The following is a 13,453-nucleotide window of genomic DNA, read 5'->3' as shown; positions in this document are numbered from 1 at the left end:
ATTATTGGTTATTAGCGGTTTTGTTTACTTTGATATCGGTTCCTAAGCGTTGCAGGTAAGCAATAATGGCCACGATTTCTTTATTCGGTTTTACTTTGATGTGGTCTTTAGCCAGGTTATCGGCAATCTCCTGAGCCTGTTTGTTCAAGTCCTGGTTTGCTTTAAGTGCATAACCCGGTGCATACGGTACCCCCAATCTTCGCATAGCTGTAATTTTAGCAGCTGTTGTGGTTGTATCCAGGTCCTGGTTAAGCAACCAATCATAATTAGGCATAATACTACCAGGCGACATCAGGCGTGGGTCCATCATGTGGTTATAGTGCCAGGCATTTCCATATTTTCCACCTTCGCGGTGCAAATCGGGACCGGTACGTTTTGATCCCCACAAGAACGGGTGATCATATACAAATTCGCCAGCTTTGCTGTAATCGCCATAGCGCTCTGTTTCTGACCGAAATGGCCTTACCGTTTGAGAGTGACAGTTAGAGCAGCCTTCGCGTATGTATAAATCACGCCCCTGCAACTCCAGCGGTGTATAGGGTTTTACGCTAGCTATTGTGGGTATGTTAGACGAGATTGTCATGGTTGGCATTAACTCGATAAACGTACCGATGAGAATCACGATTAAAGAGAGCACCATTAAACGAATAGGTTTACGCTCAATAACCTTGTGCCATATATCGCCGTTTTGTTTTACGTAAACGGGCTCCAGTGGCATGGCTTCGGCTGCCTCATTACTTACCAGGCTACCTTGCAACATGGTACGCGCTAAATTGTAAGCCATTACAATTACGCCTAACAGATAGAATGATCCACCTATTGAGCGCATCACATGCATTGGAATAATGCGCATGGTGGTCTCCAAAAAGTTAGGATACTTAAGCATGCCTTCAGGCGTAAACTCTTTAAGCATCAGCCCTTGTGTAAAACCGGCCCCATACATCGGTATAGCATAAAACAGAATGCCCAGGGTACCAATCCAAAAATGGAAGGCAGCCATCTTTTTAGAAAACAGGTTGGTTTTGTAAATGCGCGGAATCAGCCAGTACAGTATGGCAAAAGTTAAAAAGCCATTCCAACCTAAAGCGCCAACATGCACGTGTGCCACAATCCAATCAGTGAAGTGGCCTACCGCATTAACCTGCTTCAATGACAACAGCGGGCCTTCAAAAGTGGCCATACCGTAAGCGGTTAAACCTACTACCATAAACTTCAACACCACGTCATCTCGCACTTTATCCCACGCCCCCCGTAAAGTAAGTAAGCCGTTGATCATACCGCCCCAGCTTGGTGCAATAAGCATAATAGAGAATGCCACGCCTAATGATTGTGCCCAACCGGGCAATGTGGTATAAAGCAAGTGGTGAGGACCTGCCCATATGTAGATAAATATGAGCGCCCAAAAGTGCAGGATACTCAGCTTGTAAGAGTAAACCGGCCTGTTAGCCATTTTGGGTAAAAAGTAGTACATCATACCCAGGTATGGTGTAGTTAAAAAGAACGCAACCGCATTGTGCCCGTACCACCATTGTACCAATGCATCCTGCACACCGGCAAACAGGTAGTAACTTTTTAAACCGGATATAGGCAGCTCAAAAGAATTAACAATGTGCAGAACTGCAATGGTTACAAACGTGGCTATATAAAACCATATAGCCACATATAAATGGCGTTCGCGACGCTTAAATATAGTGCCGAACATGTTAACGCCAAACACCACCCATATCAGTGTAATGGCAATATCAATAGGCCACTCTAACTCGGCGTACTCGTGTGAGGTAGTAAAACCAAGCGGTAGGGTTAACACTGCTGAAAGGATGATGAGCTGCCAGCCCCAAAAGTGTATCTTGCTTAACACATCACTAAACATGCGGGCCTTAAGCAGCCGCTGCAGCGAATAATAAACGCCCATGAATATGGCATTACCCACAAAGGCAAAAATTACCGCATTGGTATGTAGTGGGCGTATGCGGCCAAATGTGGTATACTGATTACCCAGGTTGGCCGCTGGGCTAAACAATTGTATGGCAACCAATAGCCCCACCGTCATGCCTATAATTCCCCAGACAATGGTGGCTATCCCGAAGTTGCGCACAATCTTGTTATCGTAGTAAAATTTTTCGGGTTGCATAGATTAAATTAAGTTGGTCTTATTTGATGCGGTAAAGTTAGATTGGCCTGCCGGCTGACAGAATGATGTCAGTTGGCTCAAAAACTGATGTACATCACTTTTCTTCTTCGCGAGGCTCATCATCCAGCAGGATTCGAACGGAAGGTGTATACAGGTCATCGTGCTGGCCATGCCGTTGCGCCCAAAAAAATGCACCCAAAAAAACCAGGGCCAGCAAAATGCTGCAGCCTATAAGAAAGTAAATGATGCTCATAGCAGTTGACGCTTTTTTGCTGCTACCCTGGTAGCAATACTGGTGAATGATATGATAGTGGCTGTACTTAGCGGCATGAGTATGGCGGCAATTAAAGGTGAAAGGCTGCCGGTCACCGCATAGCTTAATCCTAACAAGTTATAGGTAAGTGATATACCAAACGAAATATGGATAATCTTAACCCCATCTTTGGCAAAGCCAAAAAATGCTGGTAGTTTGCTTAGTGACCGCCCGTCCAAAATGGCGTCACTTCCGGGCGAAAAGTTGTTAACATTGTCGGTTATGGCAACACCCAGGTCACTTTGTTTCAAAGCGCCCGAATCATTTAACCCATCGCCTATCATCATTACTTTACGGCCTGTAAGCTGCCATGATTTTATGTGATCAAGTTTTTGCTGAGGAGATTTGCTAAAATGCATAAATCCCAACGGACCGAAATATGCAGCCATTTCCTCTCGCTCGTGATCCTGGTCTCCTGATAAAAGGTAAAACTGGTATTTGGGTCTTAATTTGAATATATCACTTAACCCAGCCCTAAGGCTTTGTTTAAAGCGGAATGACCCGCAGTAGACATCATCAATCACAACATGCACTTCGGTATACTTGCCTGTTGTAAGGTGTTTGAGTTGCATAAAGGATGCACTGCCTACTTTTACTTCATGACCATTAACACAAGCCGACAAACCTTTTCCGGGTACTTCCTGATATGATGAAAGGGACAGCCGGTTATAAGAGCCCATTAACCTGCATATTTGCCGGCTAAGCGGATGACCCGAGTTGCTGCACAGGCTGTAAACCATTTGCTTTTCAGTATCTGTAAATTTGGCCTGCTGCTCAGCAACAGCATTTTCTCCGGTGGTAATTGTACCCGTTTTGTCAAGCACTACAGTATCAATCCGGGCTAACTGCTCAACTACCGCGGTGTTCTTCAGGTAAAATAAATTACGATCGAAGATGCTCAGTACAGCAGACATAGTAAATGGTGTACTAAGGGCCAGAGCACAAGGGCAAGCTACTATAAGTACAGCTGTAAAGGCTGAAATTCCTTTTGTGAAATTAGTTGGTAACCAAAAAAGTAATGAACCAAATGCGATTAGCAGCAAAACAATACTAAAGTATTTACTTACCCGCTCGTTAAAGGTTTGCATACGGTTTTGCTCGTTGCGGGTAAAGGCCTCGTTGTTCCAGAGCTGGGTAAGGTAGCTTTGTGACACCGGTTTGATTACTTCCAGCTCCAGCGCTTCGCCAGTTTGGCGCCCCCCAGCAAACACCACTTCTCCCAGTGTTTTGTGAACCGGAACTGACTCGCCCGTTACAAAGCTAAAATCAATCAACGCCTCGCCTTGCAGCAATATAGCATCAGCCGGTATAATTTCGTTATGCCGCACGCGCATACGCTGGCCAACCTTCAGTTCTGAAAGGGGTACCGGTTTCTCCTTTTCCTCTTCTATCACCTGTACCGCCACCGGGAAAAACGAACGGTAATCGCGTTCAAACGAAATATGGTAATATGTTTTTTGCTGTACAAACTTGCCTACCAGCAAAAAGAAAACCAAGCCACACAACGTATCGGCAAAGCCCGGGCCACTATGAGTCAGTATTTCGGCAAGCGTACGTATAAACAATACGGCTATACCCAGCGCCAGCGGGAAATCAATATTGAGCACTTTGTTGCGCAGATTATTCCACGCCGAGGCAAAATATTCTGTACCGCTGTAAAATACTACGGGCAATGAAAACAGTATATTAAGCCACCCGAAAAACTGCCTGAAGGTTTCTTCATAACCCGATAAGCCCAAATACTCCGGAAAGCTCAACAGCATTACATTGCCAAAGCAAAAGCCGGCAACTGCAATCCTTTTCACCAAATTGCTTTTCTGGCCAGTTGTTTGTTTTTTAACAATATCCTGCAGGTTTATTAAGGGCTCATAACCTATATCATACAGTAATTCCACCACCTGCCGCAAGCTAACTTCCTGATGATTGAACCGTACGTTAAGCTGCTTTTTCAGAAAATCGGTACGGGAATATGAGATAGCCGGATTAATTCGGTTTAAATTCTCTAGCAGCCAAATACACGAGCTGCAGTGAATATAAGGAATGTACAGTGTTACTACCGTCAGCTTATCATCCGTATAATCAATTAAGTCATTAATAATCGTAGGCTCGTCCAGGTACTCAAACCGTTTGTCAATAACTGCCCGGTTGGCGCCCGGATGGTTGTTGTAATTGTAGTAATTGCATAAACCACTCTCAGAAAGTACCTGGTAAACGCCCTTACAGCCCGCGCAGCAAAATTTTTTTTCATCCAGCACATAATTACTGCCGGCAAGATCTTCGCCGCAATGGTAGCAGGTGCTTTGGGTAAGCGCATCTATAATCATGATCAATAGCTATACCCCAAAATTGGGTTATAACTATTGATTACAGAATGACTGCTATTAGGTTAAGAAGTGATTAAAATCACTTCCTAATGACCCTCTTTAAAATACCGGGTTATTTTAGATACCGGAAAAACCAATATGGTTTTATGAGTACGCTTGGCCTTCGTTTTGGTATGGCTGCCGTTTACCCAATGTTCAAGGATGCTGGGCCGGTGATGCACCATAGCCAGCATATCAATGCGGCCGTGCGTAATAAGCCATTCCAACCCATCATTTACATCATCATTGCTTATTTGCCGGTATTAAATGTTAGAATAGTTGACCTAGAAGTAACCTCACTAACCTTTTGTGACACTACATTTCTTTTGTCTAAAGGGATATTGATCTTGATTGAGTAATTTGTCATTAATCGCTTGGTTAATCACTCGTTGCAGGTTACGCATTTGACACTGATAGTAGTGTCATTTGCCTCGTTGATCACGCATTCAATATTTATTGTAGTCATAACTGATTAAGTTATGATAATAGAAGGTCAACAAAGAGGTTAACTTTGGAAACTGAAAACAAAAAAAGCATATTCAATCAGTCGTAAAACTTTTTAAATACGCTCTTTTAGTCGGGATGGCAGGATTTGAACCTACGACCTCCAGCACCCCATGCTGGCGCGATACCGGGCTACGCTACATCCCGAAAGCTTTTAGCTAAACTATTCTGAATATTTATCAGGGGTGCAAATATATATTTTTGATAAAAAATATAAAATCCAGTATTCTGTTTTATTCCAAAGCTGTCGCTAATCAATAGGTAAGGTAAACCAAAAGGTGCTTCCTTGTCCAAGCTCGCTGTCTGCACCAATTTCGCCCCCGTGGCGCTTAATAATTTCTGCACTTATGTATAATCCTAAACCAAGGCCTGATACCTGAAATCCGGAGGCATCAACGCGGTAATACCTGTCAAACAAATGCTGTATTTTACTTTTAGGAATACCCGGACCTGTGTCAGATACTGAAACTTTTACAACTCCATCGACCTGTTCAATATGCATGGAAATCAGTCCGCAATCGGGTGCGTATTTCGCGGCGTTATTAATAAAATTGGTCACTACCTGGTCTATTCTATGTTCATCCGCCAGTATTTCCAACTCCAAATCACCGGTAATGCTTATGCGGTGGGAGCCGGTGATAGCAATTGGATTTGCACAGGCGTTAAGTAGCTGCGATAATATAAAATAAGTTTTATTCAGTTGCATTTCGCCCTGTTGCAGGCGGCGCACGTTCAGCAAATCATCAACCAGTGTGCTTACGCGCTGTATACTCTTACGCGATTGCATAATAAGCTTAGGCATCATAGCGTTGGTTGGGTTATGCTTAATTTTGTCCATCAATTGCAAAGAAGCTTTTAAACTGGTAAGCGGAGTTTTTAGCTCATGGCTAGCAATACTTATAAAGTCATCTTTACGCTGCTCAAGCTCTTTTTGCTCGGTAATATCAACACAAGTAATTATATAACCGGCAAATGAACCATCGGGCCTGAACAGAGGGTTGCCTTTAGAAAGTATCCAGTAATAATGGTCATTAACGCCGCGCAGTCTCAGCTCGCCTGTAAATGGTTCACACTTATTAAACGCTGCAAGGTAAAGTTCACGGTATTTTTGCTTATCATCAGGATGTATAAAGTCGGTCCATCCGTTGGCTGCAAGCGTGGCTTGGTTCTGGCCGGTAAAATCAGCCCAAGCTTTGCTCAAGAATGTAATTTGACTGGTATCATCTTCAACTGCTATCATAATACCCGAGCCTTCGGCCATAGCCCTGAATCTCGATTCGCTTTCCTGTAGCTCACGCGTGCGGCCTGATACTCTTCTTTCAAGCTCCGCATTTAACTCGTTAAGCTGTTGCTGTGCCTTTTGCAATTCATCGTTAGTTGATACCAATTGCTCATTGGCTGCTGCCAGCTCCTCGTTCAAACTAGTTTCACGGTTAAGCGCCTCCTCCTGCTCGCGCGAACGTTCTATTGCTTCTTGTCCTAACACGTTGTTAGTTACATCAGCTGCTGTGTGTAATATGCAATAAGTAACGCCGGCCGCATTTTTCACAGCCTTGTATTCATACTCATAATACCTTGTTTGCAACATGCCATTACGCAAAGTTTCTGCAGGAGAGATGCCTACTTTGCTTATCCCCGTTTCAAATACACCTTGCAGGTAAGCAAAAAAAGGCTGGCCCTGCAATTCTGGTACAGCATCAATTAATGATTGCCCTATAATACTGCTGTCTTTACCCCAAAACTCGAGCATTGCGTTATTAGCAAACGCAATTACAAGTTCGCTGCCGCTGTAAATAGCCGTTGCATCTTTTGATAACGACAAAACATGGAGTAACATTTCACTATTTAACGATGGCAGAGTATTGATCATTTCCGTTTATGCAACTGTAGAGTGTATGCCTTCGTTACAAAAATAAACAAAGTGGTTGTAAAATATTGGGTTGCTTGTTTCATAAACCCTCAAAACAATTAAAAAGTTTAACCATTAAGTGCATTTTTCAAATCCCTGTAATTTAAAACCTGAAAATTTTAATGCCCGCTATGTAAAGCAAATACTTTCTTAAAATTTTCGTTTAAATTTATATTCCATACTTTAGTAGCAATAGTATGCAAACGCCCGATAGTTATAACCAATTAATAAGTAAGGTGAATGCTTTTATAGAAAGGTATTATCTTAACAACTTATTAAGAGGACTTATTTTTCTGGGCGCAGGACTCTTCAGTGCATACCTAACCATTGTTTTACTTGAGCATTTTGGCAATTTTAATACGGTATTGCGTACCGTACTATATTATGCATTTATATTGCTTAACCTTGCGTTAATTGCACTGCTGGTTATACCGTCGCTTTTAGCTTACTTCAGGTTAGGAAAAACACTTACTCATGATGAGGCAGCAGAAATTATTGGAGAACATTTTACTGATGTAAAAGATAAACTGCTTAATACTTTGCAGCTTAAAAAGCAGGCGCAACAAAGTCATCAAAGCTACCAGTTGCTTGAGGCAAGTATTAATCAAAAAATTGCTGCGTTAACACCGGTAAGTTTTCCATCTGCCATAAACCTTGGCCAAAACAAGCATTATCTTAAATGGGTGGCATTACCGCTAACATTAATTATTGCTATATCGTTTATTGCGCCGTCCATACTAACCGAGAGTACAAAAAGACTTATTGAGCACGACAAACATTTTGAACCTGCGGCCCCTTTCAAGTTTGTAATATTAAACAAAAGCTTAAAAGCGGTACAAGGAGCCGATTTTAAACTCAACCTTAAACTTGAGGGCAACAACCTACCGGCAAATGTCTATATCCAAACCGGTAATAATACGTTTAAAATTGATAAAGAAAGCCTTTCTGCTTTTCATTACACGTTTATCAATCTTCAGCAAAATACATTATTCCGTATTTTGGCAAATGGTTTTAGCTCACAGCCTTATGAAATAAAAGTAGGTCTTAAACCATCGTTACTTAGCTTTGATGTTCAACTGCAGTATCCGGCATACTTACATAAAACCAGTGCAAGGCTAAATAACGCCGGCGATCTTACCATTCCTGCCGGTGCTACGGTAAACTGGTATTTGCATGCCGCTAATTCATCAGCCCTTAAATTTGTAATAGATGAGCAAGGCAAACAATTGCAACCATACAAAGAAGGTGAGTTTAAATACAACCAACGTATTATAAAGGCTACAACATACAGCCTTACCCCGCAAGGTAAAGATGTTAATGAGGGCGATAAAGCACAATACCGGATTAACGTTATTGCCGATGAAATGCCCTCCATAAATGTAGAGCAAAAGCAAGACTCCATTAGCAGCAAAGCAATTTATTTCACCGGCGATATTCATGATGATCATGGCTTTACTGCTTTAAAGTTTCATTTTAACGTGAGGAAACCGGGTAATAAGTTGCAAAACACGGTTCGCGCTGTAAAGGCCGATTTAAGTGCAAACCAATCAAACTTTTTTTACTACTGGAATTTAAAAGATTTGAATATTGAACCCGGGGCAGAGGTAAGCTATTACTTTGAGGTAACTGATAATGACGCTGTAACCGGACCGAAAACCGTTCGTTCAAGCGAACGAACGCTACAGGTACCTACGCAGAAAGAGCTTGCCGGGCAATTAGATGCCAATAGTAAAGCTACAAAGCAAAAAATGCAATCGGCCGTAAAATTGGCTGCACAGGTTGAGCGAGATGCACAAAAACTTAACCAGTTGCTGCTAAATAAAAACTCATTAACTTTTGAAGAAAAAAAGCAAATAGAAGATTTACTGCGCCGAAAAAATGAGTTAAACCAATTGGTTAAAGATATACAGGCCGATAATAAACGAGACCGCTACAACCGCGAAGAAAACCAAAAGCAAAGCCCTGAATTACAGGAGAAGCAAAAGCAAATGGAAGAGCTGCTGAACCATGTACTTGATGAAAAAACTCAGGACATGCTCAACAAGTTGCAGCAAATGATTCAAAAAGATCAGAAAGACGGTGCACGAACTGAGCTTTCTAAAATGCAGAACGATAATAAATCTTTGAAAAAAGAACTCGACCGTATGCTTGAGCTTTACAAGCAACTGGAGTTTGAACAAAAGCTCAATCAAAATATTAATGAGTTGCAAAAGCTGGCTGAGCAACAACAGGCGTTATCTGAAAAAACAAAACAGCCCGGTGCCAATATGCAGCAATTGCTTAAAGAGCAGGAGGAATTGAAGAAAAACTTTGATGGCGTGCAAAAGTCATTAAATAATCTTAAAAAATCGAATGAGGAGCTGGAGCAAAAAAATAATTTCAACCCCGATGAAAAAAAGCAGGAGGAAATAAACCGCGAAATGGACAACAGCAGGCAGCAATTGCAAAAAAACGATAAGTCAAAAGCTGCCAGTTCACAACAGCAGGCAGCACAGCAAATGCAGCAAATGGCACAAAAAATGCAGCAAGATCAGCAAGAAGGTGAACAGGAAGAGAATATGGCTAATGCCCAACAGCTACGCGAATTGTTAAAGGTGTTAGTTACCAGCTCTTTTGAACAGGAAAAGGTAATGCAGGCTTTTAAAGTAATGAGTGGCAATGACCCGATGTATGTTGGCATGGCTCAAAAACAGAAGAATATTAAGGATAATTTGAAAACAGCAGAGGACACTTTGTATGCCTTAAGCCGCCGTATACCTCAAATACAATCAACCGTTAACCAGGAAGTAACTGCAATTAACACAAATATTGATAAAGCGCTTGAGCTGTTAGGAGACAGGCGTACACCTGAAGCAAACCGCAGCCAGCAATACGCAATGACTGCCATGAACAACCTTGCACTGCTGCTGAGCGAAGCATTAGACAATTTGCAAAATGCAAGCAGCAAAGGCGGCAAAAGCGGAAAGCAGCAATCATTGCAGCAACTGAGTCAAATGCAGCAGCAACTCAATAAAAACATGCAAAAAATGCGTGAACAAATGCAGCAGCAGGGTAACCAGGGCGAGAGCGCCAAAGGGCAAAGCCAGCAGCAACGCAACAGCATAAGCGAGCAAATGGCACGCATGGCGCGGCAGCAGCAATTAATTAGGCAACAACTGCAAGAGCTTAACAGGCAGCAAAATAAGGACGGAACGGGTAAACTTGGCAACCTCGACAAAATTTCCAAAGAAATGGAACAAACTGAAAGCGATCTCGTAAACAAGAAAATCACGGAGGAATCGTTAATAAGGCAACGGCAAATTCAAAACCGCCTGCTAGATGCTGAAAAAGCAGAGCAGGAAAGGGAACAGAATAAGCAGCGGGAAAGCAGGGTTGGAATAGATACACCCCCGGGTTATATAAAAGCTTTGCAGGAATATGAGCTCTTAAAAGCAAAGCAAACTGAGCAAATACAAACTGTGCCGCCTGCTTTAAATTTTTATTACAAACAAAAAATTAAACGTTACTTTGACCAACTCAATGCAAAATAATATTCAATCAGACGGTGTTCAAACAGGGGAGCTGTTTACACTGCAACTTCCGTCAACGTACGAGAGCATAACACAGCTTGAGGCCCTGATTGAGGAGATCGCGGATAAATTTAAAGTTAGCGAGGATACTTTTGCCAACATGATGACCTGCCTTAACGAGGCAGCAATAAACGCTATTGTACATGGTAATAAACTCAATGCCGATAAAAAGGTAATTGTTAATGCCGACGTTGATAGCAAACGTGCTATTTGGACTATTACCGATGAAGGCGAAGGTTTCGACTTCAATGATTTGCCTGACCCTACTGCCGAAGAAAATCTGGAAAAGCTTACCGGCAGGGGAGTGTTTATATTAAAGCATTTAGCCGATCAATGCATATTTAATGCAAAGGGGAATGAGGTAGAGCTGCACTTTAAATTGTAAATGGCTGCTATTAACTTTTTTTTAGAAGATACCGCTTATAAGTTAAAAAATAAGCTACAGCTTAAACGCTGGATAAAGGATACTATAATTAGCGAAGGCTACAAATTAGGGGAGCTTAATTATATTTTATGCTCTGATGAATATCTTTTGCAGATAAATCGTCAGTACTTAAATCACGATACTTACACAGATATCGTAACCTTTGATAACTCCGAACAGGAGGGTGTTATTACCGGCGATATCTTTGTATCTGTTGATCGCACCCAGGAAAACGCTGTTAAATTTAATGTAGGGCCTGATAATGAGCTACATAGAGTTATTATTCATGGTGCATTGCATTTGCTTGGATACCTGGATAAGAAGCCAGCCGATAAGCAGTTGATGACCGATAAAGAAAACGAATATCTGGCAAAAAAAGCTTTTTGATTGCCTTTTGTTTAGCTACCTTTATTTAACAAAAACTAACATTTAACATGAAGATTTTAGCATTAATGCTTGCCCTGCTATTTACAGCACCATCTACCGTATATGATTTTAAACTAAAGAATATTGACGGTAAAGCATTTGACTTAAAGAAATATAAAGGCAAAAAATTATTGATTGTAAATACCGCATCAAAATGCGGCTATACACCACAATATACTGAATTACAAAAGCTTGCCGATCAGTATAAAGATAAGTTGGTGGTTGTTGGCTTCCCTGCTAATAATTTCAACGGCCAGGAGCCGGGCTCAAACGGTGATATCAAAGCATTTTGCGAAAAAAACTTCGGTGTAACTTTCCCTTTAAGCGAAAAAGTGAGCGTTAAAGGATTAGACATTGCTCCTCTGTTCCAGTATCTTACCACACAGGAAAATCCTGACTTTACGGGAGATATCAAATGGAACTTTGAAAAGTTTTTAATTGACGAGAACGGTAAACTTATTCACCGCTACCGTTCAAATGTAAAGCCATTATCAACTGAAATAACCAGCCAGTTATAGTTTAAATGAGTGTTTAAATGAAACGCCCCGGATAATATCCGGGGCGTTTTTTTATTCAAAACTTACCCGCTTTTACCCCTATTATTCCAAAATTATACTCCTATCATTAGCGTTTCGTTTTTAAAGAGCATCAGAAACCGCTAAGGCAAAAACAAATTGATTTACCTCAACAGAAAATAATTTAACAAATTATAAAACACCACATTTTACGGTTGGTTATACTTTGCAAACAGGCACATCAGTATGAACCAATCAGATAAACTTACCCGCCGGCAAATTGTTGGCGGCCTGGGAGCCGGAATAGCCGCCGCGGCAGTGTCGCCGGTATTCGGGTCAACTCAACCATCGCAGCCGCAGGCTGATAATTTAACGGTAGCCCCTTTGGAAGATCCTACCACACGCTTCCCGAAGCCTCCATTTAAAGAACAATCACAGCCTTGGCCAGGTTTAGCCAGCAAAATGGAACCACGGCCAGATCATGGTGAAAAGTGGTACAAAGGTTCGGGCAGGTTAATGGGGCGTAAAGCGCTTATTACCGGGGGCGACTCGGGTATGGGCCGTGCTGCTGCTATTGCTTATGCACGTGAGGGCGCCGATGTAGCTATTAATTACCTCCCTAATGAAGAGGAAGACGCTAAAGAAGTAGTTGCTTTAATAAAGGCTGCAGGCCGTAAAGCGGTAGCCATACCGGGCGACTTAAAAAGCGAAGACTTTTGCAAAAGATTGGTTGAGCAAGCTGTACAAGGTTTAGGCGGACTGGACATACTGGTAAATAATGCCGCCCGTCAGCAAACACGCAAAAGTATTTTAGAAGTATCATCAGAAGATTTTGATGCTACCATGAAAACTAATATATACGCACCGTTTTGGACCACTAAAGCTGCCGTACCACACCTTAAACCAGGCTCTGCAATCATTTTTACTACATCTGAGCAGGCTTATGATCCTTCGGCCGAATTATATGATTATGCGCAAACTAAGGCAGCTAATATGAGTTCGGTTAAATCATTAGCCAAGCAACTGGCCGAAAAAGGAATACGCGTAAACGGCGTAGCACCAGGCCCTATATGGACCCCTCTGCAGGTGAGCGGGGGTGCCACAATGGAAAAACTTAAAATGTTTGGCGGCCAAACACCACTGGGCCGTCCGGGTCAGCCGGGTGAGTTAGCTTCTATATACGTTCAGTTAGCTGATGGAACCGCAAGCTATGCCACAGGGCAAATCTATGGTGCATCAGGCGGTGCAGGTAATCCGTAAATATTTCAATAAACAGAAAAGCCGCTTTAAAAGCGGCTT

At 42.1% G+C, this 13,453-nt stretch carries 10 protein-coding genes and 1 tRNA gene; 6 read left to right on the top strand and 5 right to left on the bottom strand.

The features are described 5' to 3' along the window. Position 1: 1 nt before the first annotated feature. The 3 genes from ccoN to GO816_RS05530 all read right to left on the bottom strand — a co-directional run bounded on the left by ccoN (position 2) and on the right by GO816_RS05530 (position 4,768). The gene (ccoN, locus tag GO816_RS05540; RefSeq protein ID WP_157540361.1) at positions 2-2,131 is read right to left on the bottom strand and encodes a cytochrome-c oxidase, cbb3-type subunit I; all 2,130 of its coding nucleotides are present in this window, start codon (positions 2,129-2,131) and stop codon (positions 2-4) included. Positions 2,132-2,225: 94 nt separating this feature from the next. Continuing rightward, positions 2,226-2,384, bottom strand: a complete 159-nt coding sequence (gene ccoS / locus GO816_RS05535; protein ID WP_157540360.1) for a cbb3-type cytochrome oxidase assembly protein CcoS — start codon at positions 2,382-2,384, stop codon at positions 2,226-2,228. Beyond that, positions 2,381-4,768, bottom strand: a complete 2,388-nt coding sequence (locus GO816_RS05530; RefSeq protein ID WP_157540359.1) for a heavy metal translocating P-type ATPase — start codon at positions 4,766-4,768, stop codon at positions 2,381-2,383. The genes ccoS and GO816_RS05530 overlap by 4 nt, the downstream gene beginning before the upstream one ends. A gap of 89 nt (positions 4,769-4,857) precedes the next feature. Here GO816_RS05530 and GO816_RS05525 point away from each other — a divergent pair, with 89 nt between their 5' ends. Next, positions 4,858-5,166, top strand: coding sequence for a hypothetical protein (locus tag GO816_RS05525; protein WP_157540358.1), 309 nt, complete (start codon positions 4,858-4,860; stop codon positions 5,164-5,166). Between the two features lie 218 nt (positions 5,167-5,384). Here the strand turns inward: GO816_RS05525 and GO816_RS05520 are convergent. Next, a tRNA-Pro gene (locus GO816_RS05520) sits at positions 5,385-5,458 on the bottom strand. 103 nt (positions 5,459-5,561) lie between these two features. Then, positions 5,562-7,181 (bottom strand): ATP-binding protein, encoded by a 1,620-nt coding sequence (locus GO816_RS05515; RefSeq protein WP_157540357.1) that lies wholly within the window; start codon positions 7,179-7,181, stop codon positions 5,562-5,564. Positions 7,182-7,417: 236 nt separating this feature from the next. Between GO816_RS05515 and GO816_RS05510 the strand changes: the two genes are divergently transcribed. From GO816_RS05510 to GO816_RS05495, 5 genes are all read left to right on the top strand, one after another. After that, positions 7,418-10,750, top strand: a complete 3,333-nt coding sequence (locus GO816_RS05510) for a DUF4175 family protein (RefSeq protein ID WP_157540356.1) — start codon at positions 7,418-7,420, stop codon at positions 10,748-10,750. Then, positions 10,740-11,174 (top strand): ATP-binding protein, encoded by a 435-nt coding sequence (locus tag GO816_RS18685; RefSeq protein WP_198171427.1) that lies wholly within the window; start codon positions 10,740-10,742, stop codon positions 11,172-11,174. Before GO816_RS05510 ends, GO816_RS18685 begins: the two co-directional genes overlap by 11 nt. Beyond that, positions 11,175-11,600: an rRNA maturation RNase YbeY gene (gene ybeY, locus GO816_RS18680; protein WP_198171426.1), complete on the top strand. Its 426-nt coding sequence runs from the start codon at positions 11,175-11,177 to the stop codon at positions 11,598-11,600. 47 nt (positions 11,601-11,647) lie between these two features. After that, entirely contained in the window at positions 11,648-12,157 is a 510-nt protein-coding gene (locus tag GO816_RS05500; protein ID WP_157540355.1) for a glutathione peroxidase, read from the top strand. A 243-nt stretch (positions 12,158-12,400) separates the two neighbouring features. Continuing rightward, positions 12,401-13,414: an SDR family oxidoreductase gene (locus GO816_RS05495; RefSeq protein WP_157540354.1), complete on the top strand. Its 1,014-nt coding sequence runs from the start codon at positions 12,401-12,403 to the stop codon at positions 13,412-13,414. Positions 13,415-13,453 lie beyond the last annotated feature (39 nt).

The organism is Mucilaginibacter aquatilis (assembly GCF_009755275.1).
In the GTDB taxonomy this organism is placed as follows: Bacteria; Bacteroidota; Bacteroidia; order Sphingobacteriales; family Sphingobacteriaceae; genus Mucilaginibacter; species Mucilaginibacter aquatilis.
Note: the sequence above shows the minus strand (reverse complement) of the source record. Positions and strands in the feature narration are given on the sequence as shown.

Excerpts from the sequence above, each read along its gene's own strand:
- ccoN (WP_157540361.1), bottom strand. The coding sequence starts at position 2,131 with ATGCAACCCGAAAAATTTTACTACGATAACAAGATTGTGCGCAACTTC.
- ccoS (WP_157540360.1), bottom strand. The coding sequence starts at position 2,384 with ATGAGCATCATTTACTTTCTTATAGGCTGCAGCATTTTGCTGGCCCTG.
- GO816_RS05530 (WP_157540359.1), bottom strand. The coding sequence starts at position 4,768 with ATGATTATAGATGCGCTTACCCAAAGCACCTGCTACCATTGCGGCGAA.
- GO816_RS05525 (WP_157540358.1), top strand. The coding sequence starts at position 4,858 with ATGACCCTCTTTAAAATACCGGGTTATTTTAGATACCGGAAAAACCAA.
- GO816_RS05515 (WP_157540357.1), bottom strand. The coding sequence starts at position 7,181 with ATGATCAATACTCTGCCATCGTTAAATAGTGAAATGTTACTCCATGTT.
- GO816_RS05510 (WP_157540356.1), top strand. The coding sequence starts at position 7,418 with ATGCAAACGCCCGATAGTTATAACCAATTAATAAGTAAGGTGAATGCT.
- GO816_RS18685 (WP_198171427.1), top strand. The coding sequence starts at position 10,740 with ATGCAAAATAATATTCAATCAGACGGTGTTCAAACAGGGGAGCTGTTT.
- ybeY (WP_198171426.1), top strand. The coding sequence starts at position 11,175 with ATGGCTGCTATTAACTTTTTTTTAGAAGATACCGCTTATAAGTTAAAA.
- GO816_RS05500 (WP_157540355.1), top strand. The coding sequence starts at position 11,648 with ATGAAGATTTTAGCATTAATGCTTGCCCTGCTATTTACAGCACCATCT.
- GO816_RS05495 (WP_157540354.1), top strand. The coding sequence starts at position 12,401 with ATGAACCAATCAGATAAACTTACCCGCCGGCAAATTGTTGGCGGCCTG.